Source organism: Rossellomorea marisflavi (assembly GCF_009806575.1).
Taxonomy (GTDB): Bacteria; Bacillota; Bacilli; order Bacillales; family Bacillaceae_B; genus Rossellomorea; species Rossellomorea marisflavi_A.
In genome coordinates this window covers 1,531,383-1,558,120 of the sequence record NZ_CP047095.1, presented here as the reverse complement: position 1 = coordinate 1,558,120, position 26,738 = coordinate 1,531,383, and the positions used below count along the sequence as shown (strand labels likewise).

The following is a 26,738-nucleotide window of genomic DNA, read 5'->3' as shown; positions in this document are numbered from 1 at the left end:
CTGAATGACTAAATTTGATTTTTGGTCAATTTCTTGCCGTTAATTACCTTACCATATACGCCCACCATTAGCAAGAAGGAAAAGAAAAAAGGCCAAATCGACATGATTTGGCCTTTCGGGCTAACGCATCAATCTTGAAGAAATTGCAGGGTCTTTTCCACTGCCGCTTCCCCCTGCACAACACAGTCAGGTATGCTCAGTCCCTCGAAGGAGCTTCCGGTGATGAAGATACCGGGAATGGATTCCTCCGCCTTTCTTGCCATTTCCCTGATGCGGTCCCTGTGTCCGACCGTATATTGAGGCATGGATTGTTTATATCTCGACACAATGGTGAATTCCGGCTTCGCCTTCAACTCCACGATTTTGTTCAGATCCTCGATGACTATCTGCTCGATCTGATCATCTGAAAGGTCCACGATCGCTTCATCCCCTGGTTTCCCTAAGTAGCTCCTGATCAGTGCTTTCCCCGTCGGTGCCGTATGCGGCCACTTTCGATGCGTCCATGCGGCTGCCGTGAGGGAAAAATCACTGTTTCTAGACACAAGGAACTCAGTGCCGTCCCTTTTCTGCTTGATCGCATCATTGTCGAAGCCCATGGCAACGGTGGCGACAGAAGTGGCAGGCATTTCTTTCAGAAACTCCAGATACTCTTCCTGGGGAAGAAGTCTTTGGACCACATGGTGAGGGGCAGCCAGTATGATCGCATCGCACTCGATGCTTCCATTGGCAAAGGTGACGGAATATCCTTTGTCTTCTTTCCGGATATGGGTCGCCTTCATGCTCTTGTACACCGTCCCAGGTTCAATCTTCGCCTCCAGGGCGTCGATCATGGACTGCAGTCCGCCGGTAAAGGTTAGAAATCCGCCTTCTGACGTCTCTTTCTGGCTGTTCTTCTTGATTCCTGCTATCAAACTGCGATGTTTTTGTTCTAGTTCATAGAATTGGGGAAAGGTTGACATCAGGCTCATCTGATCAATATCCCCTGCAAAAATGCCCGTCAGAAGGGGTTCAATGAGATGATCCACCACTTCATCCCCCATTCTCCTCCTGAAAAAAGTACCGAGTGATTGATCCTCTGTCATTTGAGACCGTGGCAGGAGGAAATCTGCTGCTGCCCTCATCTTACCGGTGAGGGAGAAAAGATTGGTGGTTACAAAAGGCGCGATCTGGGTAGGGATCCCTACGATCGAACCTCCCGGGATCGGGTATAATTCGCCCCCGGCAATCACAAAGGACTTCCCTTTCTCATTCGTCACTAATGTATCGCTGATCCCCAGTTCCCCGGCCAGCTTCAGGATCGAGTCATTGGTCGTGAAAACGGAATCAGGGCCTTTTTCAATCACATACCCATCCCTTTTGACGGTCTGCACCTTGCCGCCGACCCTGTGCGTCGACTCCACAAGTTTTACATCATAAGGAAGCCCCTTTTCGCGTGCTTCTTTTTGAAGATAAAAGGTTGCCGCCAATCCGGTGATGCCCCCGCCGATCACGACGACCCGCTTATTCGTTCTGTCTGCCATACTTCATCGCCTTCTTTTATTCAAAGATCATAAAACACAGAGAAGGACTGGGCTGCGGGAATGGTTTCCTTCTGCCTCAGTCCAACTGCCTGAGCTACTGAATGTGCTTCATTACAACGTCTGCAAGGGCGTCGATGAATTCCGGCTTACTATTCGGCATTTCCGGGCGATAGTAAGCAGCACCGATTTCTTCCGTCACCACTTTACATTCATAGTCATTATCGTATAGTACTTCCAAGTGGTCGGACACAAATCCGACGGGAGTGTAGACAAAGGTTTTGTACCCTTTTTCTTTATGAAGATCCCTTGTCAGATCCTGTACATCCGGGCCTATCCAAGGATCCGGTGTGTTGCCTTCACTCTGCCATCCGACCGCATACTCCTTCACTCCGGCACCTTCTGCAATCATACGTGCCGTGTCTTCAAGCTGCTGCGGATACGGATCCCCTGATTGAAGGATGCGCTGGGGAAGGCTGTGTGCCGAGACGATCAGCACGGCCGATTCACGTTCCTCCGGTGACATGCCTGCATAGGTCTCCTTCACGCGGTCCACCCAGTACTGAATGAATTTCGGTTCATCATACCAGCTTTCAACGGAAGTGATGACCGGTCCTCCAAGTTTCTCTGCAGCTTCTTTCGCCCGGCCGTTATAGGACTTCACACTGAAGGTTGAGAAATGAGGGGCAAGTACGATGGACACCGCTTCTTCAATTCCATCTTGATGCATCTGTTCGACAGCATCTTCCACGAACGGTTCGATATGCTTCAAGCCGAGATACATCTTGAATTCGATCTCGTCCTGAATACCATTCAAATGTTCTTCAAGGCTTTTGGCCTGATCCAGGGTGATCTTCGCCAAAGGAGAGATTCCCCGATTGCTTCATATCGACTGCGGAGGTCTTCAAGAAGTTCACTTGATGGAGTCCTTCCGTGACGGATATGCGTGTAATACCGTTCTAAATCTTCTTCTTTATATGGGGTCCCGTAGGCCATGACGAGGAGACCCATTTTTTTCTTTGACATACTTCTTCACCTCTTAGTTGATAACTTATCTGTGAATATTGTGCCATGTTTGTATCATTAATACCAAAAATAGTGCTTGGCAGATCGGTTATCTCGAACTATAGTCGTGCACAAAGGCAGCGAGCCTCTTCAATGTGTCCGGATTCACCTGAGGGAACACTCCGTGCCCCAGGTTGAAGATATGGCCAGGCAGTTCCATGCCTTGATCCAGTATCGCTTTTGTACGCTCTTCGATGACTTCCCATGGTGCAAGGAGGATCGCAGGATCAAGATTACCCATAAGGGTCTTCGTAAGCCCCATTCCCCTTGCTTCCTTGATGGATAGTCTCCAGTCCAGACCGACGACGTCCACCGGCAGGTCATGCCATTCCCTTGCCAGATGACTCGCACCCACCCCGAAGAGGATTAGGGGAACACCGGATTCTTTCAATTCATTGAAGATGCGCTCCATATAAGGCTTTATGAAATAACGGTAATCCTGTACATTCAGTGAACCGACCCAGGAATCAAAAATCTGGAACGCCGATGCTCCTGCCTTGATCTGTGATTTCCCATACGTGATCGTCATGTCAGACAGTTTGTCCATGAGGGCGAACCAGCTTTGAGGCTGTTCATACATGAAGGCCTTCGTCTTATTATAATTCTTTGATGGCCCTCCCTCGATCATGTAGCTTGCCATGGTGAACGGCGCCCCTGCAAATCCGATCAGGGGAACCGACAGCTGCTCGGTTGTCAGCAGTCGGATCGTATCAAGAACGTACGGAACGTCCTCTTCCGGATGGATTTCACCGAGTTTCTCCACATCCGACATGGAGCGGATCTGTTGGTCGATGACCGGACCGATTCCCGTCTTGATCTCTACATCCACCCCGATCGATGGCAGTGGTGACATGATATCCTTGTAAAGGATGGCCGCATCCACATCATATTGCTCGACCGGAAGTCTCGTCACATATGCGCAGAGTTCAGGCTGATGAGTGATCTCAAACAGAGAATATTTCTCTTTGATTGCCCTGTATTCTGGCTGGGAACGTCCAGCCTGTCTCATGAACCATACCGGAGTATGCTCCGTTTCTTCTCCCCTTGCTGCACGCAGCAGCGTATCATTCATTGCTTTCATACCCTTGTTCGTCCACCTTTCCTCGTACATCCATTATGTATAGTGTAGCCTAAATAAGTTTGATTCCAACGATTATGTAAGAGTTTTCATAAGTGCAGATGTTCTCAACCTCACTACTATAGACGTTTTCAGTCTGAAAGTATAGATTTACGTGCCAACTGTCATAAAATTGCCGATTTTCACGCCTACACCATCGTTTTATAAAACATTTCCCTCTTCATGTTACATGCAAACGGTTTTAGGGAAGGGTATAATAGAAGGTAACTATATCGCTAGAGGTGATGGACATGAAGATTTATATGACGACAGGGACCCACGATTTCCTTAAGACGATCAAAGACGATCATCCAGGGGAGAAGATGGTCCTCATGCAGGGAGAAGATGGACTTTTGATCCACGAAAGCGAAGGGGACAGCGTCTTCAGTTCCCCCCGCACCTATGACATCCTCGATTCATCCGGGGAACTCACGGAAGAAGGCTTTGTGGTTTGCAACAATATACCTGTAACGGACGAAGGGCGCCCTCTATTCGAATACCGCTTCACCAATCGTGCCGGTCTTGTGGAAGAAGTGGAAGGATTTATCTCAATCAGGGTGTTGAGACCCCAAAGTTCTGATACATATGTGGTCATGACACAGTGGAAGGATGAAAAGAGCTTCCTTGGTTGGCAGGAATCCAATCAGTATAAAAAGGCTCATGCCAAACGCGGCACTGAATCCGGAATCGACAATAAGAAAGATATCTTCCCGCGTTCATCCTATGTGACAAAATATCATGTGACGACCATCTGATGGTGCAAGTGGAGCCGCCGATTTTCGGCGGCTCCTTATATTTGCGCAGGCATGGACGATATCCCTCCCTATTACCCAGGAAATGACACCACGTCTGGCACGAACAGGTTTACCCTTTCATATCTTATTACTACAAATCAGGGCTTTTGCCCTGAAAGAATGGAAAGGGGTTTTCCTAATGGGGATCGATTTGACCTCCCTGCATTGGATCTATTTATCATTCATTGGATTGATCATTGCCTTCATGGTGTTCAGGAAGGACACAACCATCATTTGCATCCTTGGGATCTTCACCATTGCCGCAGTCGCCACCGGCTCATTGACCGGGTCGATCAGTTCGATCTTCTCAAGCTTCATCTATGCGATCACGGAACTGCTTCCCACCATACTGGTCATCTCCATCATTGTCGCCATGAGCAGAAGTTTGACCTCAACCGGCATCAATGACGTGATGATCAAACCATTCGCTTCATTCATCCGTACCCCAACCCTTGCCTACTGGACGATTGGTCTCGTCATGATGTTCATATCCTGGTTTTTTTGGCCATCTCCGGCTGTCGCCCTACTCGGAGCCGTACTTGTTCCTGTCGCCCTCAGGGTGGGGCTTCCGGCTCTCGGAATTGCCATGGCCATGAACCTTTTCGGACACGGGATTGCCCTTTCCGGGGACTTTGTCATACAGGCCGCACCGAAACTCACTTCGGATGCAGCAGGCATCCCCATCGGAGATGTCATTTCTGCCAGTATCCCTCTGGTCATGATCATGGGGGGGGTCACGACCGTGACGGCCTTCATTTTCCTGAAGAGGGATATGAAACAGGGAAAACTGAAGGTTGAGACTTCACCGTTGCTGTTTAACGAAACGGACACGTCATCCTCTCTCTCTCCCGTCTTGAGACGGATCATCGCCATCCTGATTCCCGCTGCTTTCATCCTGAATGTGGTGGCGATGTCTGTTTTCAATCTTCAAGGAGGAGATGCCACTGCATTGATTGGCGGTACCGCCATGTTCATCGTTCTTATCATCTCCCTTGCAGCATTCAAAGGAGAAGGTTTGTCAAGAACCACCGGGTTCCTCATTGACGGATTCCAGTTCGGTTTCAAAGTGTTCGGTCCCGTCATTCCCATCGCAGCGTTCTTTTACCTCGGTGACTCAGGGTTTAATGCCATCATCGGTAATCACCTGCCGCAAACCTCACACGGTATCGTCAATGATTTGGGGGCTGCGTTGTCAGCTGTCGTACCGATTTCTCAAGCAATAGGTGCCGTTACACTGACAGCTGTAGGTGCCATAACCGGTCTTGATGGTTCGGGGTTTTCGGGTATTTCCCTCGTTGGGTCCATTGCCTCCCTATTTGCCGACAGTATTGGATCTGGCATTGCGACCCTCACAGCCCTTGGACAGATTGCAGCCATCTGGGTCGGTGGCGGGACACTTGTTCCATGGGCTCTGATTCCTGCAGCGGCGATTTGCGGGGTTGACCCTTTCGAACTCGCACGTCGCAACCTTCTCCCGGTCACCATCGGGTTAGTCGTAACAACGATTGCAGCCATGTTCTTTATGTAATACGAAATGCGCCCCGGAAAGCAGATTGTGCTCCCGGGGCGCATTTTTGATATCTTCTTATGAATAAAAGCTGCGATTCTTTTCCACCTTGCTGACAGCTAGAACCCACCAGATCAAGAGCGGCTGGAAGAGGAGCCTCACCCAAAGCAGGGGAGCGTTTGCTTCTTCCGATCCGGGGGCGGGAATGCCTTTGACGGCAGCATAGATATTGGCAGGAAAGATCAAGACCAAATAGACGGCCGTTACGATACCGGTTTTTCTCCTCGTCTTCGGAATGAGAAGGAGGATGGCGAGTATGAACTCGAGTATCCCCGTCAGGTAGACCGCCTCCTCCTTCAGAGGAAGGAACGAAGGGATCATCCGCGCAAAGCCTTGGGCCTCTATGAAATGGAATACTCCCGCTGCAATGAAGAAGAAAGAGAATAGAACGAGACCGAACCATCTCAATACTTTTTTTCGACGTGACACACGTTTCCCCACCTTTCCCCTCCATCATACTATATGTATTTCGCTCAGCGAAAGACAAAAGAAGGGATTACCATTCATTCAATTGAATGGTAATCCCTTCTGGTGATTGCATAAAGCAGGCAGTCTTCGAAATCGGAGCCACGCCTGCGTGCCTGGCGCAGCCTTGCCTCTTCCACGAATCCCGTTTTCTCCAGGACATTCCTCGAACCTTTATTGGAGTCACGTACCATCGCCCACATACGATTCAGGGCAAGGTCACGGAAACCGAATGACAGGATCGTCTCCATCGCTGAAGTGGCATGGCCCCGTCCCCAGAATTCCCTGCCGACCCAGTACCCCAATTCTCCTGCATTGTGCTCATTATTCCGTCTGATCACAATCGTACCAACGATCTCGGATTGAAAGACGATTGCAAAGTTATACTCCTTACCGGCTTCAATCAGGGATAGATGGGTGCTGATCCACTCCTTTGCATGAAATAGTTCATATGGATGCGGCAAACCGATTGTATCTGCCAGCACCTTATCTCCGGCAAGTCTCTTGATGATTGACACATCTTCAGGCTGAAAAGGGCGCAAACTGACTGTCATCTGTTCCTCACCCCTTTTCAAGCTCGCTGAAATAACGGATCCGATAAGCAAATTTCGCCGTCTCCCCAAGCTGATCGAGAAGCTGATAATTTGCGTAAGCGCCGACCAATGCACCGATCCCGGGTACAAGCTGGAGCATTTTGATTAAATCGATGTGGTCCCTGTATTCCTGCTGGAATGTACGCCAGTCCAAGTCTTTGACCCTTTCCTTCTCAGTATCCCAGCCTTCGATCACGCTCAAGGTCTCCCGCTTATGCTCGTCACTCGAAAACGCCAGTTGGAATACATACAGGAGGAACATTCTCTCTTCATAGGCTTTTGCATCGTAGCCATGAATGATGGAGCATTCTGTAAGGAACTTCATCTTTATTGATAGTAACAGTGGGAAATCCGCCATGCCCAGGAAGAGCCCGCCTGCACCGGTACCTGCACCTTCAACGGTTGCCGTCTTCCTGTAAAACTCAAGGCGCGCTTTCATGCTTTCTTCCCTTTCCTGAAGATTCCCTTTTTCAGTCACGGGATTCATCGGCAACCAGCCTCCGTTGTTCAGCGTGATTTCCACCATGCGCCTGATGCTTTCGGTTATCAGGTTATGGGCCTTCTCTGGGATCCACGTATTCATTTTCGTCTGAGCCTTCTTTGATACTCTCTGGAACCTGGATGATTTACGGGTGAATCGGCGTTTCCACATATCGAGCTCTTCCCGTTCTTTTTCCACGTTCATCCCTCCTCATGATGGTTAACTATACGGTCGGGGCATGAAGATGGTTTCACGAGTGAAGGGGATCCTGCATTTTTTTCAACCTTCCCACCAGATAGTGACGGCTGAACAGAAGCGAAAAGACACATCCCGCAGCGAGCAGGATCACTCCCCCCATCCATTCCCCCCTTGCCAATAATGGGATAGAGAAGATGAACGCCTGGATGAAGAGCGTCTGTGTGATGACGGTTTGAAACGATGACTCCTTCAGCTCCCGGGGTACCGGATAAAGAAGCACCCATATCTTATAGTCAAATCTCTTGAACAGAGGGATGAGCTGGAAACCGGTCAAATACATGAAAAGGAGGCCGGCAATTGGTCCGAAGATCAAGGACGGATTGCTATAGATCAGAATGGCGCCGATGAGGGTCAACCTGATATAAAGGCCAGAATATTCACTTGTCCTGACCAACGATCTGATATACAGATAGCGGTATGACTTCCGCTGGTCCATTGTGTCCGGCAATAGGCCATCGAGCCATTTCCTCCGATGGACCTTTCCTTTTAATTTCGGGACATCTGTAAACATATTCGCCATGCGGTAGAACACAAGCATCCGCTGCTGCTCAAGGGTGATCAGCAGATCCCATTTCAGGTTTTTGCCTTTGGCAATCTGCATGAAATACCCCACATACAGCAACTGGATGACGGCAATCGTTGCAATGACCCACAGGTGAGCCCCAGATAGGATGAGATACATGATGGTGCCACTCAATAGAAAACGGAAGAACGAATCGGTGAAATGGACACCCCTCTCTTGGAAGCGGAGAATCTGCCACCTCATGAGGAGGTTCCACCATTTCACAGCAAGGACGATGATCAACAGAGGGAAAAAGGTGCCGAATCCCTTTCCCGTCACGGCCACATACATGGGCATCATGGCAGCGAGCACGAGAAGCTGGATATAGGATTGGAAACCAAAGCTGACCCAGAGACTTTTCGTGAAGTAGCCCTTCAATTTCTTTTCAAGGGGCAGAAGGAACACTGCATCTGCTTCGCGCAGGAAGGTATATACCGGGCTCCATGCCAGAACCAGTCCCAACAAGACAGCCATAATCATGGGGGCAGGGAATGACGGATCCAATGTCTTGACCCATTGGTTGTATGTATAGGCCCCACCGCCGAATGCGAAGATCAAGACAAACAAAAGGTGATCATTGAACATGTACTTCAGATATTTTTGAAGCTCAAGGGTATATTCCGTAACCCGTTGCTTCCAAATCCCATTTACATTATTCATCATCCGATTCTTCCTTTGTCAGTTGAATGTAAATATCGTCAAGTGTTGCTCCGGGCATCGTGAATTCCCTTCGTAAATCTTCAAGGGTCCCTTTTGCACGGATCTTCCCTTCGTGCAGGATGACGAACGAATCACAATATCGTTCTGCCGTCGCCAGGATGTGAGTGGACATGAGGATGCCGGCTCCTGTCGCTTTCATCTCCTCCATGGAATCGAGAAGTGACTGGATGCCGAGCGGGTCCAGCCCTACGAATGGCTCATCAATGATGTACAGACTCGGTTGGATCAGGAACGCACACATGATCATCACCTTTTGCTTCATCCCCTTGGAGAAATGGGCAGGGAACCACTTCAGTTTCTTTTCCATCCTGTAGGCTCTCAGCAACCCGGGTAGACGCTCGGAATACTCCTCTTCGGTCAATCCGTATGCCATGGCAGTCAGCCTTAAATGCTCTTCAAGGGTGAGCTCGTCATAGAGGATCGGTGTCTCTGGAATGTAGGAAAATTGTTTACGATACAGCTCGGGATCTTTCTTCAGGGTCTTCCCGTTGATGGACACCTCTCCCTGCTTCGCTTCCATCAGTCCGATGATATGCTTGATCGTCGTACTTTTCCCTGCCCCGTTCAATCCGATCAGTCCTACGATTTCATTGGATCCGATTGAGAAGGAAATATCTTTTAATACAGGCTTACGTGTATATCCACCAATCAAATGGTTGATTTCCAATAATGCCAAGGCTAAAACGTCCTTTCTCTTCACAGTCTTTGCTTCATTTTATCAAAATTCCGTTATGAAGGCATGTTTGATCAATAACTTTTCCATTATCTAGTACAAATAAATACCTTCAAACGGGTCATCCTATAGTTGTAGGGGTAAGGCAATAAGAAAAACGGGGTGGTTGTTAAAGACCAGGATCCGAATTTCACTAATTGTTGCAGCATTTATGCTCTTCTTTAGTGAATGACATTCATTCACCATTCATTCAGACAAATGAGGTGTTTGTTAAAGAACAAGTTGACGTATACCCAAAAACTTATTCGCTTTACGTGATATAAGGAGATGGAGATGGTCACATTGCACGAGTCATTCGTATGTATGCAAACCGTCAAATGAGGTGGTTGTCCAAGACGCTCAAGATTTTATAAAAATCAATTGCGATAGGATCGTTCCGTTCACCTGCTGAATGGAATCGCCGACTTTACGAAAAGCATCAGGAAGCACAACCCCTACGTGGAGAGGCGGGACATTCGTTCCCGTCTCTTCTTCATTTATATCTGCACCCATGATAAAATACAACTACTACATATTGAAGGGTGGATATACAATGAGCGATTGTATTTTTTGCAAGATCATCGATGGGGAAATCCCATCCACAAAAGTATATGAAGATGAAAACGTGCTTGCCTTCCTTGATATCAGTCAAGTGACGAAAGGTCACACACTGATCATCCCGAAGCAACATATGGAAAACGTCTATGAGCTCTCCCCGGAAGCGGCCGGGCACGTGTTCCAGGCGGCTCCGAAAGTGGCGTCTGCCATCAAGGAAGCGTTCCAACCCATCGGGCTGAACCTCCTCAGCAACACAGGAGAAGCAGCAGGCCAATCCGTGTTTCATTTCCACCTGCATCTCATCCCGCGCTACGGTGAAGGCGACGGATTCGGCGCCGTATGGAAGACCCATACAGACGACTACACCTCCCATGACCTGAAGGAAATCGCCGCATCCATCTCTGGCCATATTTGAGAAGGAACAGGTCCGTTGACATAAGGGCCCGTTGTGTTATAATAGTCCTAACTTTTCGCTGATGGCAATAGTGCACATCAGGAGGAGCAGAGAAAGCATAGACGAGTTGAGGAGAGATGAAAATGAATACAAAAACGCTGGTATCCCTATCACTATTGATCGGGATCGGAACTGCACTGCATGCCGTAATCCCAGGGATCTTCCTCGGGATGAAGCCGGACATGATGCTTACGATGATGTTTTTAGGGATCATGCTGTTCCCTGCCAAGAAGAATGTACTGCTTGTGGGACTGTTGACCGGTGTCATTTCCGGATTAACCACCCAGTTCCCTGGAGGATTCCTCCCGAACCTGATCGACAAGCCCGTGACTGCTTTTGTTTTTTACGGATTATTCTTGCTTACAAGAAAGTACTCCCGATCCATTTTGGGAGCAATCGTACTGACAGCCATCGGAACACTCGTTTCCGGAGCCATCTTCCTTGGTTCAGCTTCAGTCATCGTCGGACTTCCTGGAGCATTCATCGCCCTGTTCGCAGCAGTCGTACTGCCTGCTACCGTCGTCAATGCCGGTGCAATGTTCGTCGTATACCCGATCATCAACGGAATCTTAAAGCGTTCTTCCATAAGCGAAGCGGTCACATCAGATCAGCTTCAATAAAAAAAGGCCCCCTTTGGGCCTTTTTTTTTATGAAGCAATCCACCAAAGGATGCTTCCGATCACTAAGGAAGCCGCTCCCGCCGTTCCCATCATCCCCGCCCTCTTCTTCAAAATACTCTTAGGGGGATAGATTCCCGGTCTTTGAAAACTCATAATATTGTACACCATACTGATCACCAAAATCACACTGAGAGCAAAGAAACCGAAAATGATCCCGTCCATTCTTCCCCCTCCTCTCCCTTATTCGTATGCGCCCATTCGAATACTTATGAACAATCCCGTTTCAAACTGTTACAATAGGGAAAAGGATATCTACATCTTTTGTAGAATAATAATACTACCAAGCAATCAGAGGTGAAGAGCATGAAAGTGAAATCATTGATGTACGGTTTGATCGTTGGTGGCATCGTCGCAGGTGCCGGCTCCCTTCTTTCAGCCCCTTCTTCAGGGAAGGAATTGAGGGGGAAACTGAAAGATAAGCAGAATGAATGGAAGCTGACACTGGAAGACTTAAAAGAGCGCGCAAATGAACTGAAGGAATCTATCGGAACGCTTTCTCAGGAAAGCAAGGAAACCGTTCTTCAGCTTTCGAAAGATCTGCAGGCTTCGATTAAAGAGTGGCAAATATCGACCGCTCCAAATAACGAGCGCCTGCAAAAAGAAATCGAAACCGTGAGGCAAACGATTGAAGATCTCGAAAAATCCATCGATCTCCCAGGTTCCTCCCAACCGAAGTAATCCATAGGGAAAGCCCGTATCCACCTTGTATGTTCCAAAAACATGAAGGAGTTTGAGATGCGGGTTTTTCAATTTCCTGCATGTACTTCTAAAAATTTTGTGAATTTAGACTTTATTATTCATTACTTTATTGGCATAATAAAATATAAGCGCTTTCTTTTTAACATCCTGGTGCTTCAAAGGATAAAGAAATGGGGAAAAGATTTTTTAGTAAAGTGGGTGAAAGAGATGAAGGAAAGAGAATTCACATTAAAAGAGGCAATGCTCTTCAGCCAGCGGATGGCACAGCTCAGTAAAGCGCTGTGGAAAGCCATCGAAAAGGACTGGCAGCAATGGATCAAGCCGTATGATCTCAACATCAATGAACACCATATTCTCTGGATCGCTTACCATCTAAAAGGTGCTTCCATATCAGATGTAGCCAAATTCGGTGTCATGCATGTATCCACGGCATTTAATTTTTCCAAGAAATTAGAGGAGCGGGAACTGCTGGAGTTTTCAAAAAGGGAAAACGATAAACGGAACACGTATATCCGGCTGACTGAGAAGGGAGAACGCATTCTCCTCGATTCCATGAAGAATTACGACCCGGACCATCACGCGATTTTCCAAGGGGTATCCCCACTGAGGGAGCTATACGGAAAATTCCCGGAAATGATCGAAATGATGAGTGTGGTGCGTAACATCTACGGGAATGATTTCATGGAGATCTTCGAGAAGTCATTCGACAACATCAAAAATGATTTCTCCGATGATAATGGAAAACTGACTGAACTTTTTCAGGAAGAAGATGACTTAGAAAGTTCTAAAGACATTTCCTGAGCTGGGTCATGAGTGAAGGATATATTCCTTGGTTGAGGCACCCCTCGATGACCCTCTCGATCGTAAGCCTGTGATCGATCCGACGTTCAAATTCTTTAAAAAGCGGAGTAAAATAAACAAACCCTTCCGCTTTTTGTTTTTGACATTTATTGTTCAATCCCTCACATAACTGGAAGAATGCCTTCACATCCCCTTCATCAAGGCCTGCCATCATGACCTCCCGGTAAAATAAAATCGTATGCCCCGGCATAAGCTCCAACATGAGCCTTTGATAGTATTCCAGCTTCTCCACTCTTCTTAACAGATCATCCATTCCAATCACCAATCCATATGCATAGTTTCTCTTTTCCATTGTACAAAACATTCCGCACACTGTCTCTTAATAATCCTTAGACTCCCTTCTGAACAACTCCATCTTATCTTCAGGAACGACAGCTCCGGTCCTCCTGTAAAAAAGTATTGATTTTCAGCACCAATCATAATAAAGTATGTAAGGCGCTTTTCACCATATTGAACGCCTGCTGGAGGATACATGCTATGCACTGCTGGAAATCTGTTGATAAAGAAAAGCATTTTGGATATCATCGAGTCTTTTTACTTTCATCCATTGTGATGATGATGGTATTCTCATTTATATACGTGCCGATTAATGTAATGAACCATCGTGTATTTTATGATCATCATTTCCTGCTCTTTTTTGCAGGGTTGCTAAGCATCTACCCCCTGCATAAGATCTGCCACGCACTGCCGGTCTTGCACTATGCACGGAATATGACATGCACACTGAGAAGACAGATGGTGATCTTACCGACCGTAACCCTCAGATTGAATGTGCCGATTGCCAAATGGAGATATGGGATGGCATTGACCGCCCCATTCTTCGTACTCAATTCATGCCTGATGTTCGGTTGTTTTCACTTTCCTCATTACTCCCACTACTTCATCATGCTGACTGCCTTCCATACTGGCATCTGCTTAATCGATTTTCTTTGCGTGAGGGCACTGCTCTTTTCTCCGAGAAAGGCGATGATCGAGGAGAATGAGGATGGGTACGAGATATTGATCGAACAATGAGGGGCTCACCCCTCACTAGGCTGTTTTCGTATTCCTGTTCTACATCCAGACATCGCTCTTGATGACCCGAATACGAAAAGAGCTTAGTTTCCAACCTTTCGTCAATACTCGCCCTACCAATCACCCCATTAATTTGGTATTGTATAGCATATAGGAGAGAACGGGGAGGGACCTGGATGATCACCGTATTTATCATGTTTATCGTATTCGCACTGTTCATTCTGTTCAATATCAACAGAATGACCTTCGCACTCTGTGCACAAAAGGAAATACCCGAAGAACGTCAGCCGAAAGTATACAGAACCATCAACATCCTCATCACCATACTGCTGATTTCATCTTATGTGGAAATTTTATTTACATAGACAAAGAAAAGCGGAGGCGGGTCGCCCTGACCCGACAAGCATAAGCAAAGCCACCCGGAAAGGCGTTCTTGGCCTTTTTGGGTGGCTTTGCTTATGACCTCGAGCCTCAAGCCCCTGGAGCTGGACAGAAAGAAAAGCGGAGGCGGGTTGCCCTGACCCGACAAGCATAAGATAAAGACCTCGGAAAGGAGTTCTTGGCCTTTTTGAGGTCTTGGGCTTATGACCTCGAGGGTCAAGCCCCTGGAGCTGGACAAAAAAAGAAGCGAACTTCTTTACCAAGCCAACTAAAAGACAAACCCCCCGGATCGTCATAAACGACTCTTCGGGGGTTTACTTCATTTCAGATGAAAACCGGAAGCCTGCAGAAGGAATCATCTTTCCTTCTGCGTGCTTCCCTTCTAATGAAAAACTGCCGTGAATACTCACAGCAGCCTAACAAGCTATTTCGATCCTATTCACTTAATTAGCAAACGTATGCTGCACCGATGATGATAAGCAAGATGAATAGAACAACGATTAGAGCGAAACCTCCGCCATACCCGTAAGCACCTGACATATGCGCTTCCTCCTTTCATGTATGAGAAGCATCGGATGAGATAGGCAAAAAGGGGACTTTGCTGCAGGTAATGCCCCCTCTTTGATCCTGATCCGTCAATTCCTGGTATTTTTGGCTATCTTATAGCCAAGCTGCACCTACAATGATCAACAAGATGAACAGTACAACAATTAACGCGAAACCTCCGCCGTATGCGTTACCCATTACGTTCCACCTCCTTTGAAGCGCTAATGCATTATATTCAAGTAGACGTCTAATGGTTTTAGGCTATTGTCATATTTCTTATTAGCAAATAAACGCGGCACCAACGATGATTAATAAGATGAACAATACAACAAGCAATGCAAATCCTGAATTGTATCCACAGCTCATGATCATTACCTCCTTTTCTCTCTTCGCTGATATCATATGAACGAATCTGGGAATTGGGTATGTTATCTGCCTATTTTTCTCAAGAATAGTTTGGAAATTATTTTTTTTCATCCAAAAAGTGTGATATAGTATGGGTTGTAGATTTTAGCCAAGCACGACTGAAAATAGCTTAGGAGTTGATCACCATGAAGAAGTGGATCCTTTCCGTATCACTTGTTGCCGGTGCCGTGGGACTAGCAGGTTGCAGCGGTAATGGGGCAGATGATAAAGATGTAGTTGCAACAACCAAAGCCGGGGATATCACCAAGGAAGAACTGTATGATTCAGCGAAACAAAAGTTCACCCCACAAATGGAACAAGCCCTACAAGAACTTGTCTATACAAAAGTGCTCGATGAGAAATATGATGTATCGAAAGATGAAATCAACAAAAAAATGGACGAAGCGAAAGAACAACTCGGTGACCAATTCGATATGTTCCTTCAACAGTACAATCTTGATGAGAAATCCTTTAAAGAGTATTTGAAGCTTCAGCTCCTTCAAGAGAAGGCCGCTACTTCAGATGTCAAAGTCACTGACAAAGAACTCAAGGAATATTACGAAAACTGGAAAGCTCCGATCGAAGTGAGACACATCCTCGTGGAAGACGAAAAGACCGCGAAGGAAGTCAAAAAGAAGTTGGCCGACGGTGATAAATTCGAAGACCTTGCAAGCGAGTATTCAACCGACACCGCTTCTGCCGCTAACGGAGGCAGCCTCGGATGGGTTGATAATGCAGGACGTCAAAGCTTTGTACCTGAGTTCTCCAAAGCCCTTGACTCCCTGAAAAAAGGTGAGGTCAGTGAACCTGTGAAAACAGATTATGGCTACCACATCATTGAAGTGACAGATACAAAAGAAAAGAAACCGTTCAACGATATGAAAAAAGATCTTGAACAGGAGCTTAAACTTTCAAAAGTGGATCAGGCTAAAATTCAGGAATCCATGAAGGACGAAATCGAAAAAGCAGACCTTAAGATCAAAGACAAAGATCTTAAAGATGCATTCGAACAAGTACTGAACGGTACTCCAGCACCGGACGCTGCCGCTCCTGAAGGCAATGGAACGACCGATTCCGATACAAAAGAATAACCTACAAAAAAAGACAGTCAGGAGATTCTCCGACTGTCTTTTTTCTTTGATATCATATCAGGAGGACATGCGCCTCCGCTCTTTTTCCTCTTCCATGCGGGTGATGTACACCTCGCCCTCTTTCGCGATCCACTCATCCTCCTGGGCCTTTTCCTGCCTGGCCGACCTGATGGTCATGAACGCACTGACGAAGATCCCTGCCACAATGAAGTACATCCAAATCGGTAATGTCATCTGCTTCATCTCCTTATAGGTTTGTCCTTACTTCACCATATGAAGAGGATTGCCTGCTTATGACGATAAATTTTTCAGACAGCAAAAAGCCCGGTCGCAGGACCGGGCTTCATGTTCATTCATGGAATGTTGGTTTATAGAAGGATCGGTTGTCTAGGGCAAAGACCCTCTCCGTATACTCACCTGGTTTCGTCCTTGATAGGACCCTGTCGAGCATGTTCATCTTCGCATCCACGTTATCGATATAGTGAAGGATTTCTGCTTCACGGATCAATGGAGGTTTCGGGCTGCCCCATTCTGCCTTACCATGGTGGCTGAGGACCATATGTTGAAGGATCATGACCTCTTCTCCTTCTATGCCCAGCTCATCGGCCGCTTTGCCGATTTCATTCACCATGATGGAGATATGCCCGATCAGGTTCCCCTCGATTGTGTAGGTGGTTGAAGTCGGGCCGGACAGTTCAATCACCTTACCAAGATCGTGAAGGATCACACCTGCATATAACAGGTCGGAATCAAGCGTCGGGTATAACCCTGCGATGGCTTTTGACAGATCAAGCATGGAGACCACATGATAGGCAAGACCTGATACGAACTCATGGTGATTCTTCGTTGCCGCAGGATATTCAAGGAAGTCCTTCTGATATTTTTTGATGAGATGGCGGGTGATCCGCTGAATATTCGGATTGCGCATTTCAAAGATGTATTGGGTGATCTTGCTGCTCATTTCATCAATGCTTACCGGGGCAGTCTCAAGGAAATCAGCAATGGAAAAACCATCTCCCGGTGACACCGGGCGAATCTGTTTGATTTTCAGCTGGTTCTTCCCTCGATAGTTGTGGATATCCCCGACTACCTTTACAATCGTCTCAGGCTGATAGGCTTTTTCATCCTGTTCAGAGGCATCCCACAGCTTCGCTTCGATATCTCCGCTCTTATCCTGCAGAATGATGGTCAGGAAGGGCTTTCCTGTATTTGTTGTGCCTTTTGTCATCTGTTTGATCAATAAATGCAAATCGATGGTTTCACCGACTGCATAGGTCGTAATTCCAGACATAGTTGTTCCCCCGTTCTCTTTCAGTCTACTGTTTCAAGTATATCACAGTGGCACCCGCCTTGACTCGTCGAGACCCACCTCAATTGTCTGCTCATCCAATTTTATGACTTCTGCCGTCTCGAATGTTTCCACTACTGCCTGATGACAGGTAAAATACAGTACTTGATGGTTCTTTGACAGCTTGACCAGCGCTTCAATGAATGCAGTGGTTCTGCCTTCGTCAAAGTTCACTGCTGCATCATCGATGATGACGGGAAGATCATAGATTTCTTTCAGGGAAGATATCAGCGCGAAACGGATGGCGATATACAGTTGCTCCTTCGTTCCCTGACTGAGTTCCACGGCCTGAAACACCTGGCCGTCTTCCCTGGCAACCGTAATCATTTCCTCATCGGTCACATGGATCTTCCTATATCGTCCATTCGTGAGCTTAAGGAAGTATTGCTCTGCCTCCCCGATCAGCCTCGGCATCTTCGTCTGCTGGTAATGCTCCATCGTATTTTCCAATGCCGTCCTCGCCAAGGTGACAGCCGACCATCTCTGGATCTTCTCTAGGATTTCGGCCTTTTTCCCTTCGAACTGTTGCAAGAGGACGGAATACTCGGTTCCTTCCTCTAGAACTTGAAGTTCATATGCAAGTGTCGCTGCCTTCTCCTGCAGGGTAGAAATGCTGCGGGAACATTCGTCGATCTCATTGGAAACGAGCAGGATTTCTTTTTCGACGACGTCTTTTGATGCGAATTCCGTAAAAGCGGACAGGATATCAGGTTGGAATCGTTTTTCCATAAATCTGTAGGCCTGCAACAGTTCCCGTTTTTCTTCGGCAAGCTGACCGGTCCTCCTGTAGGCTTCCTCCGTCTCAGTTCCCGCATATGAGAAAAGATCCCGCACTTCTTCTTCCAGTTTGCTCCGTTCGATTTCGAGGCTTTGCATATCCATCCGGATCTGGGCAATCTCTTCTTTGGCGTGATTCCTCTTCAGCTCTTCTTTGTCCATCTGCTTCAAGAGCTCCTTCATCTTCCCGTGGATCTCTTCCAATGGTACAGCTTCGATTCCGTGACGGTTGAACCACTCTCTGCATTCCCCTGTATAAGCTTCTATTCTGGATTCAGCCCCTCGGATTTCGTCATGGAGGATCGTCATCCGGTCATGGAGGGTCACAAGTTCCTTCAGCCTTGTATAAGCTTCCCTTAGCCATTTCCATTGAAAGTCAACAGGGAGTCGAAGCTCCGAAACGATAGCTGCAAGCCCGTCATCGACTTTCTTCAGCCTGTCTTCCAGGTACCGTTCTTCTTCCATGATGCCTGCAAGCGAACCTTCCGTCTCTTCAAGCTTCAGTATGAGCTGCTTCCATTGACTGCGGTACTCAAGCTGTTCATCATAGAGTCGTTGCGAGTCGGAAGATGCCTCTCCCTCGGGTCGTTCCATGGACTGAAGCCTTTTTTCGCGTGCAATGATGCGCGATCTGGACTGCTTCAGGGAAAACATGCTCATGAAGCCCGGCAGCAAGGCAAGGAACATGATCCAGCTTCCCGACCACATCCCCCATAGCGTCAGAATCAGTCCGATGAAAAGAAGGGAAAACGTGATCTTTTTCTGTCCCACATATGCCTTCCGATCGCCCGCCAGCATCCTCTCCTCTTCTCCCAATCGGTCCCTGAGCCAAGTTCTCTGCCCCTCGGACAGCCCTTTCTTCATTTTCCGCTGGAGATCCTGAAAGGCCTCCTCCTCCATCAATCGACTCTCTGCGGCGTCGCAATCACGCTCAATCCGTTCTCTGATCGCTTGTGCCTCCGCCCTTTTCTTCCGATTATGCTCCCGTTCATGGAGGATCTCCGTCTTTTCTTCGATTGCATCATTGATTCTCTCATTCATCGAGAAGCTGATGTTGATGGAAGCAGCCTCCTCGACTTCCATACTCAAGGAGAGCTCCCTCCTGATTTCGCGGATCCCGCTTTCAATCGCCGCGACTTCCCTTCGGTGATCCTCAAGATCATGGATCCATTTTTGGAAACTCGTCTGTGATGCCACCTTCTCTTCCAGGAAGCTTCTTTCTCCCTCACCGACGATCAGGTCTCCTTCCAGCCTTTCCAGGAAGATATCCCTCTTGTGCTGCAGGGTTTCAATCTGGGCTTCCACCTTCCTGATCTCCCGCTTGCACTCATCTAGGCGGTGGAGACCCTTTTCAGGGAATGGGAAGTCATCAATTTGCTCGAGCCTCTCCGATGTGTACACTCTTTCGCTGAGGGCATCCCAGTTTTCCCGGATCTGCACAAGGGCATGTTTTCTTTCCTGCAGTACCTTCAGCTTTTGATCAAGTTGTTCAATCCTTGTGCCGGCTTCTTCTTTTTCCACGTGGAGGGGGGCATAGCGGTCATTGCGCCCTTTCGCTTCCTTCAGTTTTTTTTCGAGTGACGTGAGTTCAGCGAAGAGGGCGTTGATCACAGGTTTGCGCCCGGATCGTTTAAAAAGCTGTTCCTGTTCTTTCTTCCAGGCCTGCTCCATCTGCATGAGGGAATCCGTCCCGGTGGATCCTGCAGAGAATAAGAAGCGGTTAAGGTCTTCCTTTTTCAATCGGTGGATCCCCTGAAGACCCTCGAGGTCAAAAGAAAAAATGTTTCCGTAGGTTCTTCGGTCAATGGTACCGAGTAACCGGTGAAGACCTTCCTCCCCTTCTACTCTTCCATCTTCATATTGAAGGGTAACGGTTCCTGCGGCAGGCCCACCCCTCTTCCTTTCAATCCGGATCTCCCCTTCGGAAGGAGTGCTCACCAGGAGAAAGCCTCCATATTCCGAGGAGGTTTTCGGTTCATACCGTGGGAGTGACTGCTGCTTGGTGGGAAAGCCGAAGAGGACGCTATGGATGAACGACATGATCGTCGATTTACCCGCCTCGTTCTCTCCAAAGATCACTTGCAATTCTTTCATGGTATAGCGGCGATTTATCAGTTTCCCATATGCATAGATATGGATTCCCGTCACTTTCATGCGCTCACCTTCCTTCCTTGATCGGGGTGCCGAGGAGCTTTCTGACATCGTGAAAGACCTCTTGATCCACCTGAAGACCATGCTTATAGATCAGCGGATGGTCCATCAGCTCTGAAAGGGATGATGACCAGTCCCCCTGCTCCAGCTCATCAAGCATTTCAAACATGACTTTGCTGAATGGATCGTGCTCGTCAAGAATTAGTTTCTCTTCTTCAAAGGACACACGATGCACCCACTTGATCCCCTGCTCATCTTCCATTGCCGATTGAATCGTGTCCAAAACTTCACCGTTCTGGATCCTCCTCCATTCCTCTTCCCCCATGCTGCCCTTTCCTTCCAAACGGAGTTCAATCATGGCTTCCCCGCACGAATCCACAGCCTCCCTGATCCGATTGTACAGTTCGCCAAAACGGGTGACCCCATCGAGTGATACGGATTTTTGCACCCATTCGACTTCCTGTACGGGTATGAAGGTCAGCTCGGTACGGTCCCCTTCCATCTCGACTTCGTAACAGCCTTTAGGGCCGGTTTCTTTCCTGTGCCTTCCCTGTATATTCCCCGGATATACAATGTAAGGGTCCTTATGGAGGATCTGCCGCTTGTGTATATGACCCAGCGCCCAGTAATGATATCCCTTCCCGACCAGTTCCTTGATGGTGAAGGGGGCATAGGGTTCATGGTCCGCTTCGATGCTCCCTTCACTTCCATGTAGCAGAGCGATCCTATACCCGTCGCCCTCTGCCGTTGGGTAATGGGGGATCATCCTCTCATGGATATGCCGGCTTCCATAGCTGAACCCGGCAATGGAGACATCGGCACCCTCCTTCGTCCTTAGGTGTTTCCACTCGGGCTTATCTGAGAAGATATGTACATGGGGTGGCATATCCAGCTGAACCCTGAATCCCCCAAGGTGATCATGATTCCCATGGATGATGAAAACGGGGATCCCTTTCCCTTCCAGACGATCGAACTGTTGCACAAGCCTTGCCTGCGCCCGGATACTTCGATCCTCTTCATCAAAGAGATCCCCGCTGATGAGCACGAAGTCGACCTCCCTTTTAAGGGCTTCGTCAATCAGTCTTTCAAAAGAAGCAAAAGTGCTTCCCTGTATGTTCTTGAACCGTGCTGCAGGCAAGTTCTTCAGCCCTTTGAACGGACTGTCCAGATGCAGATCGGCAGCGTGCAGAAACCGGATTTTCTTCATGGTTCCCCTCCAAAATTACGAATATATGTTCTAATACTACCCATTATACCCCAACGGCCGCTATCATTTCATCTGTGAATTATTTATAGGAATAGGAATATTCCACTTTTCATTATTTGAAAAATATGAAAAAATAAAAAGTGATCATGATGCAAAGGGGTAGAGAGATGAAAACGTATAAGCTTACGGTATTCGAGAAGAACGGGTCAAAGCTTCTGGATGAGAGTGTTCAGGCTGCATCGGACGAGGAAGCGAAGAAGGTTGGGGAAAGTATGTTGGCAGAGAAGGGGTATCTTGATCACACCCATCGTTTCACTTCCCCACTGGGAAAGCTTCTATTATTCCACGTATAAACAAAAGAGGGCGCCATGCGGCACCCTCTTTTCCGTTATTCCCCTTTGAATGACGGCCTTCTCTTTTCGATGAATGCCTTGATTCCTTCTTGGTGATCTGATGTCTGTCTCATAAGCCATTGACCATCTTTTTCTTTGAGCAATGCTTCCTGAAGCCTATCTTTATTCAACTCGGTATAGATTTCTTTTGTTTTCAGTAGGGCCTTTACAGGAGATTGAAGACACTGTTCGATATATCGTTCCAGTCCTTCTGCCAGTTTTCCTGAAGGAAGTGCTTCGTCTACCAGTCCTTTCATGAGGGCCTCTTGACCGAGCATCACTTTTCCATTCCAGATCATCCTTTTCGCTTTATGGGTGCCGAGCCTCTCTTGAAGGAGGAAGTGGCTGCCGCCATCGGGGATGAGTCCGATCCCGATGAAATTCATGGCAAGCTTGCTGTCTTCCTCGCAAAGGATATAATCGGCCGTCAGCGCCAAGCTGAACCCGAGGCCCGCGGCTGCACCGTGGATACCTGCCACGACAATCTTAGGAAGCGTGTAGAGGGTCATTGCAAGCTCATTGATCACATCCATCACCTCGGAGAAATCCCCCTCATTCCCCAAGGACAGCATGGATTTGATGTCTCCTCCAGATGAAAAGCCTTTTCCTTCCCCGGTCAATACGACAATCGCCAAATCGGGGTCCCTCCTGATCTCCTTAAGTGCAGACAACAGCCCGTTCATCAGGCCAAGGTCGAGGGCATTCAACGATTCCGGCCGATTCAATACGACCCTCGCCACTTTCCCTTCTATTCGAACCTTCACTAATTCATCCTGTTTTTGTACGCTCATGATTAGTCCTCCTGGCTTATTTTATTGTGTATTTCATCTCTCAGGGCCATCTTCAGGAATTTACCGACCGATGTCTTCGGAATCTCCTTCATGAAGATCACCTTGTCTGGCAACCACCACTTCGCAAACTGCGGACGCAGGAAGTCGATGATTTCGTCCTCTGTGACCGCCCGTTTCTCGGCATCTTTCAGAACGACACATGCGACAGGACGTTCCTGCCATTCCTCGTGAGGCACTGCAACAACTGCAGCTTCAAAGACGTCTTCGTGGGACATCAGGGCATTTTCCAGGTCAACAGATGAGATCCACTCTCCTCCTGACTTGATCAGGTCCTTCGTCCGATCCACGATCTTGATATACCCTTCCTCATCAATCGTCACCACATCACCGGTGTGGAGCCAGCCGTCACGGAAAGCATCCTCTGTCCGGTCATCCTGGTAGTACTCTGACGCAATCCATGGTCCCCTTAAGGCAAGCTCGCCCATTTCCCTGCCATTCCACTCCACTTCCCCGTCCTTCCCGATGACCTTCATTTCAAGACCCGGAACAAGGATGCCTTGTTTGGCTTTGACGTCAAACCTTTCTTCGTCTGATAACACGTCGTGCTGACTCTTCATTGATGCCACGACGGCAAGGGGACTTGTTTCCGTCATTCCGTAGGCATGCATGAAAGGAATCCCGTGCTTCTCTTCAAATGCTTTGATCATCCCCCTCGGGGCTGCAGATCCGCCGCAAAGGAGATACCGGACCGAAGATAAATCATAGGTATTCTCTTCAAGTTCCCTTAAGAGCCCAAGCCAAATGGTCGGTACTCCGGCAGCCACGGTCACCTTCTCCTTTTCCATCAGTTGAGCGAGCAATCCAGGGGTGAAGTAAGGTCCCGGCAGTACCTGTGTCGTACCGAACCAGACGGATGCGAACGGGAGACCCCAAGCGTTCACATGGAACATCGGTACGACAGGGAGGGCCACATCCCTCTCCATGAGACCGGTTGTATCGGCAAGCCCAAGGGCCATGGCATGGAGGACGATGCCCCGATGGGAGTATACGACCCCTTTCGGATTCCCTGTTGTCGCAGAAGTATAGCACATCCCGGCAGGGGCATTTTCGTCGAGATCATGTCTGAAGGAAAAGGTCGGATCACCTTTCTCCAGCAGCTCTTCATAATGATGCAGGCCTTCAATGGGCGATTCAGGCATTCCACCGTCCGTCATGACGATGATGGACTCGACATGGGGAATCTGATCCCTGATCTTTTCCACCAGTGGTAGAAGATCGGGATCCACGAGGAGCACCCTGTCTTTTGCATGATTGATGATATACACGATATGCTGAGGGGACAGCCTGATATTGATGGTATGAAGGACTGCGCCGATGCATGGGATTGCGAAGTAGGCTTCAAGGTGACGGTGGTGATTCCACGCAAGGGTCCCAACCTTATCCCCTTCCTCGACCCCGAGGTCCTTCAGGACGCTCCCGAGTCTCCTCGTCCTTTTTCCCCATTCTTTATAGGTGAAGCGGTGAATGCCGGATTCGGTCCTTGAAACGATGTGCTTTTCAGGGTAAAACTTTTCTGCTCGTTCCATCATCGCTGTTAGAAGTAAAGGCGTCTGCATCATAAACGTATCTCCCCTTTGTCTTTATATGGACTGGTACAGGTGAAGCGCAGGCACGATTGTCACGACGAAGTAATCGCTTACAAAACCATCCTCCTTACTTATTCGATTTTCTTATTCCGAATCCTCTTTCTCTCCCATGATTTCGACAATCATCTAAAAATCAAAGAGGGTGGGATAAAACTGAAAAGGTAGCCGAACCCGTTCAGTATCGGTTCTTTATACCGCTCATGATGTTCGCTTTCCGTGATAAGCTACTCTTCCCGCTGGAGCGTTCGTCTTGCACTCCAAGCAACCGCTGGAAACAATGATGGCCATGAAACAAATTAAAACCCGAACCATTTTGCCTGATCGTAGGCAAATGAATTCGGGTTTTACTATGACTAACTCACTTTCGTCACAGCCTCTCAAGAAAACAATCCATCGAGGATGTCGATTTTTTTGTCTGTGTACTCTTTGAATGTCAGATTATACGCATTCGGTTCCTTCGGATTGGCAAAGTGGGTGATCTTCCCCGTTTCAGGGTCGATGAATTTACTTGCTGCCCCGCAGCCGATCCCGATGATGGTCTGCACTTCTTCCATGATCATGATGTTATAGATACTATCCTGACCCGGCAGGGCATAACCGACGTTCTCAAGATTTCCAAGGATGTTCTTCTGGCGGTACAGGTAATAGGGCTCGTATCCGTGAGCAGAAGTCCACTCCTCTGCAAGATTCATCATCCGTCCGATCTCGTGACGATCGGCCACCTTATATTTATCCTTATTCTTCGTCATTTCTGATGCACGTTTGAATGAAAGGGTGTGGACCGTCAAGGATTCCGGCATCAGCTTCTCGGTTTCATCAAGGGAATGCTGCAGTTCAGGAAGTTCTTCGCCCGGAAGTCCGATGATGAGATCCATATTGATATTATTCATGCCCATTTCCCTGGCAAGATGGAACTTATCGATCGTCTCTTCCACCGTATGATGCCTTCCGATCGCCTTCAGCGTTTCCTGCGTGTAGGATTGAGGGTTGATGGAGATCCGGTCGATATTCCATTTGTTCAATACCTTCAATTTATCAGGCGTGATGGTATCGGGTCTTCCTGCTTCCACCGTCACTTCCCTCACCTTGTCCACATCCGGGAAGGAGTCGTACATTTCTTCATACAAGGCATCCATCTCTTCCGCTGTGATCGAAGTCGGAGTGCCGCCTCCAAAGTAAATGGTCGTAATTTTCACGCCCTTTTCCTTCATCCACCGTCCCATTTCCCGGATTTCATAATGCAGGCCGGCGAGGAACGAATCCACCCTGCCCTGCTTGCCCTGGATGGCGTAGGCAGGGAAAGTACAGTAGGCGCATTTCGTCGGACAAAATGGAATCCCGATGTAGATGCTTACTTCATCCCTCACATCGTACAGGTCGGGCACGACGGACAGCTGGCGATCCACGATGTTTTGCATGAGATCGATCTTTTCATCGGTGATCAAATACTCCTCTTTGAGCTTATGGTGGATCTCTTCTGCCTGAAGTCCGAGCATGTTCTGTTTGTGAATCAATTTCGTCGGTCTGATTCCCGTCAGGATCCCCCATTTCTGTTGAATGCCCGTCAGCTCCTGCAGGACGTTCAGGTACACATGGGAAACGGCGGTCTTCAGCTGTCTGAATCGCTCCTTCTCCGTTTCATACGGTAACCAGTCTTTTTCATAAAACGCTTTCTGAGACTGTTCTGATTTGATTTCCGCACGGGCCTGGATTGACTCGGTGTCGGATACATGTATATGGATTTCCAGATCGGCATTATCGCACTCGCCAAAATGGATCTTGGTTTCTTCAAAGAATAAATTGGCAATCAAGCGAAGAGGTCGTTCAAATCGTTCGTCTTCTATGCCTCTAATTAACACATTCACGTTGTAATCACCTTTCACAAT

30 protein-coding genes and 1 pseudogene are annotated in these 26,738 nt (G+C 48.0%); 10 read left to right on the top strand and 21 right to left on the bottom strand.

Annotated elements, in window-relative coordinates; genetic code table 11:
- Positions 1-128 precede the first annotated feature (128 nt).
- The 3 genes and pseudogenes from hemY to hemE all read right to left on the bottom strand — a co-directional run bounded on the left by hemY (position 129) and on the right by hemE (position 3,663).
- The gene (gene hemY / locus D5E69_RS08240) at positions 129-1,520 is read right to left on the bottom strand and encodes a protoporphyrinogen oxidase (protein WP_048004393.1); all 1,392 of its coding nucleotides are present in this window, start codon (positions 1,518-1,520) and stop codon (positions 129-131) included.
- Between the two features lie 94 nt (positions 1,521-1,614).
- A pseudogene (gene hemH / locus D5E69_RS08235) lies at positions 1,615-2,543 on the bottom strand (ferrochelatase).
- 88 nt (positions 2,544-2,631) lie between these two features.
- Positions 2,632-3,663 carry a uroporphyrinogen decarboxylase gene (hemE, locus tag D5E69_RS08230; protein ID WP_159129535.1) on the bottom strand — a complete coding sequence of 344 codons (1,032 nt, stop codon included), beginning with the start codon at positions 3,661-3,663 and terminating at the stop codon, positions 2,632-2,634.
- A gap of 287 nt (positions 3,664-3,950) precedes the next feature.
- Here hemE and D5E69_RS08225 point away from each other — a divergent pair, with 287 nt between their 5' ends.
- Together D5E69_RS08225 and D5E69_RS08220 are read left to right on the top strand one after the other, a co-directional pair.
- Positions 3,951-4,454 (top strand): antibiotic biosynthesis monooxygenase family protein, encoded by a 504-nt coding sequence (locus tag D5E69_RS08225; protein ID WP_048004396.1) that lies wholly within the window; start codon positions 3,951-3,953, stop codon positions 4,452-4,454.
- A 178-nt stretch (positions 4,455-4,632) separates the two neighbouring features.
- On the top strand, positions 4,633-6,021 hold the full coding sequence (locus D5E69_RS08220; RefSeq protein WP_159129534.1) for a hypothetical protein: 1,389 nt from the start codon (positions 4,633-4,635) through the stop codon (positions 6,019-6,021).
- 57 nt (positions 6,022-6,078) lie between these two features.
- Here D5E69_RS08220 and D5E69_RS08215 read toward each other — a convergent pair whose 3' ends face one another.
- The 6 genes from D5E69_RS08215 to D5E69_RS08190 all read right to left on the bottom strand — a co-directional run bounded on the left by D5E69_RS08215 (position 6,079) and on the right by D5E69_RS08190 (position 10,364).
- Complete coding sequence (locus tag D5E69_RS08215) at positions 6,079-6,489, bottom strand: DoxX family protein (protein WP_222115050.1); 411 nt, start codon at positions 6,487-6,489, stop codon at positions 6,079-6,081.
- Positions 6,490-6,563: 74 nt separating this feature from the next.
- Complete coding sequence (locus D5E69_RS08210; protein WP_159129533.1) at positions 6,564-7,079, bottom strand: GNAT family N-acetyltransferase; 516 nt, start codon at positions 7,077-7,079, stop codon at positions 6,564-6,566.
- A 7-nt stretch (positions 7,080-7,086) separates the two neighbouring features.
- Positions 7,087-7,803, bottom strand: coding sequence for an EcsC family protein (locus D5E69_RS08205; RefSeq protein WP_159129532.1), 717 nt, complete (start codon positions 7,801-7,803; stop codon positions 7,087-7,089).
- Positions 7,804-7,849: 46 nt separating this feature from the next.
- A complete protein-coding gene (locus D5E69_RS08200) occupies positions 7,850-9,082 on the bottom strand; it encodes an ABC transporter permease (RefSeq protein WP_249931581.1) in 1,233 nt (410 codons plus the stop codon).
- Complete coding sequence (locus D5E69_RS08195) at positions 9,072-9,815, bottom strand: ABC transporter ATP-binding protein (RefSeq protein ID WP_048004400.1); 744 nt, start codon at positions 9,813-9,815, stop codon at positions 9,072-9,074. The genes D5E69_RS08200 and D5E69_RS08195 overlap by 11 nt, the downstream gene beginning before the upstream one ends.
- Positions 9,816-10,211: 396 nt before the next feature.
- Entirely contained in the window at positions 10,212-10,364 is a 153-nt protein-coding gene (locus tag D5E69_RS08190; protein ID WP_156183352.1) for a hypothetical protein, read from the bottom strand.
- Positions 10,365-10,404: 40 nt separating this feature from the next.
- On the opposite strand from D5E69_RS08190, the gene D5E69_RS08185 reads away from it, so the two are divergent.
- The gene (locus D5E69_RS08185) at positions 10,405-10,824 is read left to right on the top strand and encodes an HIT family protein (RefSeq protein ID WP_048004401.1); all 420 of its coding nucleotides are present in this window, start codon (positions 10,405-10,407) and stop codon (positions 10,822-10,824) included.
- Between the two features lie 122 nt (positions 10,825-10,946).
- On the top strand, positions 10,947-11,483 hold the full coding sequence (locus D5E69_RS08180; RefSeq protein WP_048004402.1) for a tryptophan transporter: 537 nt from the start codon (positions 10,947-10,949) through the stop codon (positions 11,481-11,483).
- A gap of 27 nt (positions 11,484-11,510) precedes the next feature.
- Here the strand turns inward: D5E69_RS08180 and yhzF are convergent, their stop codons facing one another.
- On the bottom strand, positions 11,511-11,705 hold the full coding sequence (gene yhzF, locus D5E69_RS08175; protein ID WP_048004403.1) for a membrane protein YhzF: 195 nt from the start codon (positions 11,703-11,705) through the stop codon (positions 11,511-11,513).
- A gap of 141 nt (positions 11,706-11,846) precedes the next feature.
- Here yhzF and D5E69_RS08170 point away from each other — a divergent pair, with 141 nt between their 5' ends.
- Positions 11,847-12,221 carry a YtxH domain-containing protein gene (locus D5E69_RS08170; protein ID WP_048004404.1) on the top strand — a complete coding sequence of 125 codons (375 nt, stop codon included), beginning with the start codon at positions 11,847-11,849 and terminating at the stop codon, positions 12,219-12,221.
- Between the two features lie 228 nt (positions 12,222-12,449).
- Positions 12,450-13,043 (top strand): HTH-type transcriptional regulator Hpr, encoded by a 594-nt coding sequence (locus tag D5E69_RS08165; protein ID WP_048004405.1) that lies wholly within the window; start codon positions 12,450-12,452, stop codon positions 13,041-13,043.
- On the opposite strand, the gene D5E69_RS08160 is transcribed toward D5E69_RS08165, so the two are convergent.
- Positions 13,027-13,395 (bottom strand): DUF1878 family protein, encoded by a 369-nt coding sequence (locus D5E69_RS08160; RefSeq protein ID WP_231888734.1) that lies wholly within the window; start codon positions 13,393-13,395, stop codon positions 13,027-13,029. The genes D5E69_RS08165 and D5E69_RS08160 overlap by 17 nt on opposite strands.
- 302 nt (positions 13,396-13,697) lie before the next feature.
- On the opposite strand from D5E69_RS08160, the gene D5E69_RS08155 reads away from it, so the two are divergent.
- On the top strand, positions 13,698-14,117 hold the full coding sequence (locus tag D5E69_RS08155) for a DUF3267 domain-containing protein (RefSeq protein ID WP_231578804.1): 420 nt from the start codon (positions 13,698-13,700) through the stop codon (positions 14,115-14,117).
- Positions 14,118-14,293: 176 nt separating this feature from the next.
- The gene (locus tag D5E69_RS08150) at positions 14,294-14,482 is read left to right on the top strand and encodes a hypothetical protein (protein WP_048004407.1); all 189 of its coding nucleotides are present in this window, start codon (positions 14,294-14,296) and stop codon (positions 14,480-14,482) included.
- 463 nt (positions 14,483-14,945) lie between these two features.
- Here the strand turns inward: D5E69_RS08150 and D5E69_RS08145 are convergent, their stop codons facing one another.
- The 3 genes from D5E69_RS08145 to D5E69_RS08135 all read right to left on the bottom strand — a co-directional run bounded on the left by D5E69_RS08145 (position 14,946) and on the right by D5E69_RS08135 (position 15,410).
- Entirely contained in the window at positions 14,946-15,038 is a 93-nt protein-coding gene (locus D5E69_RS08145) for a YjcZ family sporulation protein (RefSeq protein WP_082139208.1), read from the bottom strand.
- Positions 15,039-15,158: 120 nt separating this feature from the next.
- Complete coding sequence (locus D5E69_RS08140; protein ID WP_032089274.1) at positions 15,159-15,242, bottom strand: YjcZ family sporulation protein; 84 nt, start codon at positions 15,240-15,242, stop codon at positions 15,159-15,161.
- 81 nt (positions 15,243-15,323) lie between these two features.
- On the bottom strand, positions 15,324-15,410 hold the full coding sequence (locus tag D5E69_RS08135) for a YjcZ family sporulation protein (RefSeq protein ID WP_048004408.1): 87 nt from the start codon (positions 15,408-15,410) through the stop codon (positions 15,324-15,326).
- Positions 15,411-15,595: 185 nt separating this feature from the next.
- On the opposite strand from D5E69_RS08135, the gene D5E69_RS08130 reads away from it, so the two are divergent.
- Positions 15,596-16,540 carry a peptidylprolyl isomerase gene (locus D5E69_RS08130; RefSeq protein ID WP_048012932.1) on the top strand — a complete coding sequence of 315 codons (945 nt, stop codon included), beginning with the start codon at positions 15,596-15,598 and terminating at the stop codon, positions 16,538-16,540.
- Between the two features lie 57 nt (positions 16,541-16,597).
- Here D5E69_RS08130 and D5E69_RS08125 read toward each other — a convergent pair whose 3' ends face one another.
- The 4 genes from D5E69_RS08125 to D5E69_RS08110 form a co-directional block, all read right to left on the bottom strand.
- Positions 16,598-16,774, bottom strand: a complete 177-nt coding sequence (locus tag D5E69_RS08125) for a sporulation YhaL family protein (RefSeq protein ID WP_082139209.1) — start codon at positions 16,772-16,774, stop codon at positions 16,598-16,600.
- A 115-nt stretch (positions 16,775-16,889) separates the two neighbouring features.
- Entirely contained in the window at positions 16,890-17,831 is a 942-nt protein-coding gene (gene yhaM, locus D5E69_RS08120) for a 3'-5' exoribonuclease YhaM (RefSeq protein ID WP_048004409.1), read from the bottom strand.
- Positions 17,832-17,873: 42 nt separating this feature from the next.
- On the bottom strand, positions 17,874-20,819 hold the full coding sequence (locus D5E69_RS08115) for an ATP-binding protein (RefSeq protein WP_159129531.1): 2,946 nt from the start codon (positions 20,817-20,819) through the stop codon (positions 17,874-17,876).
- 4 nt (positions 20,820-20,823) lie between these two features.
- The gene (locus tag D5E69_RS08110; RefSeq protein ID WP_148794788.1) at positions 20,824-22,023 is read right to left on the bottom strand and encodes a metallophosphoesterase family protein; all 1,200 of its coding nucleotides are present in this window, start codon (positions 22,021-22,023) and stop codon (positions 20,824-20,826) included.
- 167 nt (positions 22,024-22,190) lie between these two features.
- Between D5E69_RS08110 and D5E69_RS08105 the strand changes: the two genes are divergently transcribed.
- Positions 22,191-22,376: a YhzD family protein gene (locus D5E69_RS08105; protein ID WP_048004412.1), complete on the top strand. Its 186-nt coding sequence runs from the start codon at positions 22,191-22,193 to the stop codon at positions 22,374-22,376.
- A 35-nt stretch (positions 22,377-22,411) separates the two neighbouring features.
- On the opposite strand, the gene D5E69_RS08100 is transcribed toward D5E69_RS08105, so the two are convergent.
- From D5E69_RS08100 to D5E69_RS08090, 3 genes are all read right to left on the bottom strand, one after another.
- Complete coding sequence (locus D5E69_RS08100) at positions 22,412-23,206, bottom strand: enoyl-CoA hydratase (protein ID WP_048004413.1); 795 nt, start codon at positions 23,204-23,206, stop codon at positions 22,412-22,414.
- A gap of 2 nt (positions 23,207-23,208) precedes the next feature.
- On the bottom strand, positions 23,209-24,825 hold the full coding sequence (locus D5E69_RS08095) for a long-chain fatty acid--CoA ligase (protein ID WP_048012928.1): 1,617 nt from the start codon (positions 24,823-24,825) through the stop codon (positions 23,209-23,211).
- 404 nt (positions 24,826-25,229) lie between these two features.
- The gene (locus D5E69_RS08090; protein ID WP_048004415.1) at positions 25,230-26,717 is read right to left on the bottom strand and encodes a coproporphyrinogen III oxidase; all 1,488 of its coding nucleotides are present in this window, start codon (positions 26,715-26,717) and stop codon (positions 25,230-25,232) included.
- Between the last annotated feature and the right edge of the window lie 21 nt (positions 26,718-26,738).

Excerpts from the sequence above, each read along its gene's own strand:
- hemY (WP_048004393.1), bottom strand. The coding sequence starts at position 1,520 with ATGGCAGACAGAACGAATAAGCGGGTCGTCGTGATCGGCGGGGGCATC.
- hemE (WP_159129535.1), bottom strand. The coding sequence starts at position 3,663 with ATGAAAGCAATGAATGATACGCTGCTGCGTGCAGCAAGGGGAGAAGAA.
- D5E69_RS08225 (WP_048004396.1), top strand. The coding sequence starts at position 3,951 with ATGAAGATTTATATGACGACAGGGACCCACGATTTCCTTAAGACGATC.
- D5E69_RS08220 (WP_159129534.1), top strand. The coding sequence starts at position 4,633 with ATGGGGATCGATTTGACCTCCCTGCATTGGATCTATTTATCATTCATT.
- D5E69_RS08210 (WP_159129533.1), bottom strand. The coding sequence starts at position 7,079 with ATGACAGTCAGTTTGCGCCCTTTTCAGCCTGAAGATGTGTCAATCATC.
- D5E69_RS08205 (WP_159129532.1), bottom strand. The coding sequence starts at position 7,803 with ATGAACGTGGAAAAAGAACGGGAAGAGCTCGATATGTGGAAACGCCGA.
- D5E69_RS08200 (WP_249931581.1), bottom strand. The coding sequence starts at position 9,082 with ATGATGAATAATGTAAATGGGATTTGGAAGCAACGGGTTACGGAATAT.
- D5E69_RS08190 (WP_156183352.1), bottom strand. The coding sequence starts at position 10,364 with ATGGGTGCAGATATAAATGAAGAAGAGACGGGAACGAATGTCCCGCCT.
- D5E69_RS08185 (WP_048004401.1), top strand. The coding sequence starts at position 10,405 with ATGAGCGATTGTATTTTTTGCAAGATCATCGATGGGGAAATCCCATCC.
- D5E69_RS08180 (WP_048004402.1), top strand. The coding sequence starts at position 10,947 with ATGAATACAAAAACGCTGGTATCCCTATCACTATTGATCGGGATCGGA.
- yhzF (WP_048004403.1), bottom strand. The coding sequence starts at position 11,705 with ATGGACGGGATCATTTTCGGTTTCTTTGCTCTCAGTGTGATTTTGGTG.
- D5E69_RS08170 (WP_048004404.1), top strand. The coding sequence starts at position 11,847 with ATGAAAGTGAAATCATTGATGTACGGTTTGATCGTTGGTGGCATCGTC.
- D5E69_RS08165 (WP_048004405.1), top strand. The coding sequence starts at position 12,450 with ATGAAGGAAAGAGAATTCACATTAAAAGAGGCAATGCTCTTCAGCCAG.
- D5E69_RS08160 (WP_231888734.1), bottom strand. The coding sequence starts at position 13,395 with ATGGAAAAGAGAAACTATGCATATGGATTGGTGATTGGAATGGATGAT.
- D5E69_RS08155 (WP_231578804.1), top strand. The coding sequence starts at position 13,698 with ATGAACCATCGTGTATTTTATGATCATCATTTCCTGCTCTTTTTTGCA.
- D5E69_RS08150 (WP_048004407.1), top strand. The coding sequence starts at position 14,294 with ATGATCACCGTATTTATCATGTTTATCGTATTCGCACTGTTCATTCTG.
- D5E69_RS08145 (WP_082139208.1), bottom strand. The coding sequence starts at position 15,038 with ATGTCAGGTGCTTACGGGTATGGCGGAGGTTTCGCTCTAATCGTTGTT.
- D5E69_RS08140 (WP_032089274.1), bottom strand. The coding sequence starts at position 15,242 with ATGGGTAACGCATACGGCGGAGGTTTCGCGTTAATTGTTGTACTGTTC.
- D5E69_RS08135 (WP_048004408.1), bottom strand. The coding sequence starts at position 15,410 with ATGAGCTGTGGATACAATTCAGGATTTGCATTGCTTGTTGTATTGTTC.
- D5E69_RS08130 (WP_048012932.1), top strand. The coding sequence starts at position 15,596 with ATGAAGAAGTGGATCCTTTCCGTATCACTTGTTGCCGGTGCCGTGGGA.
- D5E69_RS08125 (WP_082139209.1), bottom strand. The coding sequence starts at position 16,774 with ATGACATTACCGATTTGGATGTACTTCATTGTGGCAGGGATCTTCGTC.
- yhaM (WP_048004409.1), bottom strand. The coding sequence starts at position 17,831 with ATGTCTGGAATTACGACCTATGCAGTCGGTGAAACCATCGATTTGCAT.
- D5E69_RS08115 (WP_159129531.1), bottom strand. The coding sequence starts at position 20,819 with ATGAAAGTGACGGGAATCCATATCTATGCATATGGGAAACTGATAAAT.
- D5E69_RS08110 (WP_148794788.1), bottom strand. The coding sequence starts at position 22,023 with ATGAAGAAAATCCGGTTTCTGCACGCTGCCGATCTGCATCTGGACAGT.
- D5E69_RS08105 (WP_048004412.1), top strand. The coding sequence starts at position 22,191 with ATGAAAACGTATAAGCTTACGGTATTCGAGAAGAACGGGTCAAAGCTT.
- D5E69_RS08100 (WP_048004413.1), bottom strand. The coding sequence starts at position 23,206 with ATGAGCGTACAAAAACAGGATGAATTAGTGAAGGTTCGAATAGAAGGG.
- D5E69_RS08095 (WP_048012928.1), bottom strand. The coding sequence starts at position 24,825 with ATGATGCAGACGCCTTTACTTCTAACAGCGATGATGGAACGAGCAGAA.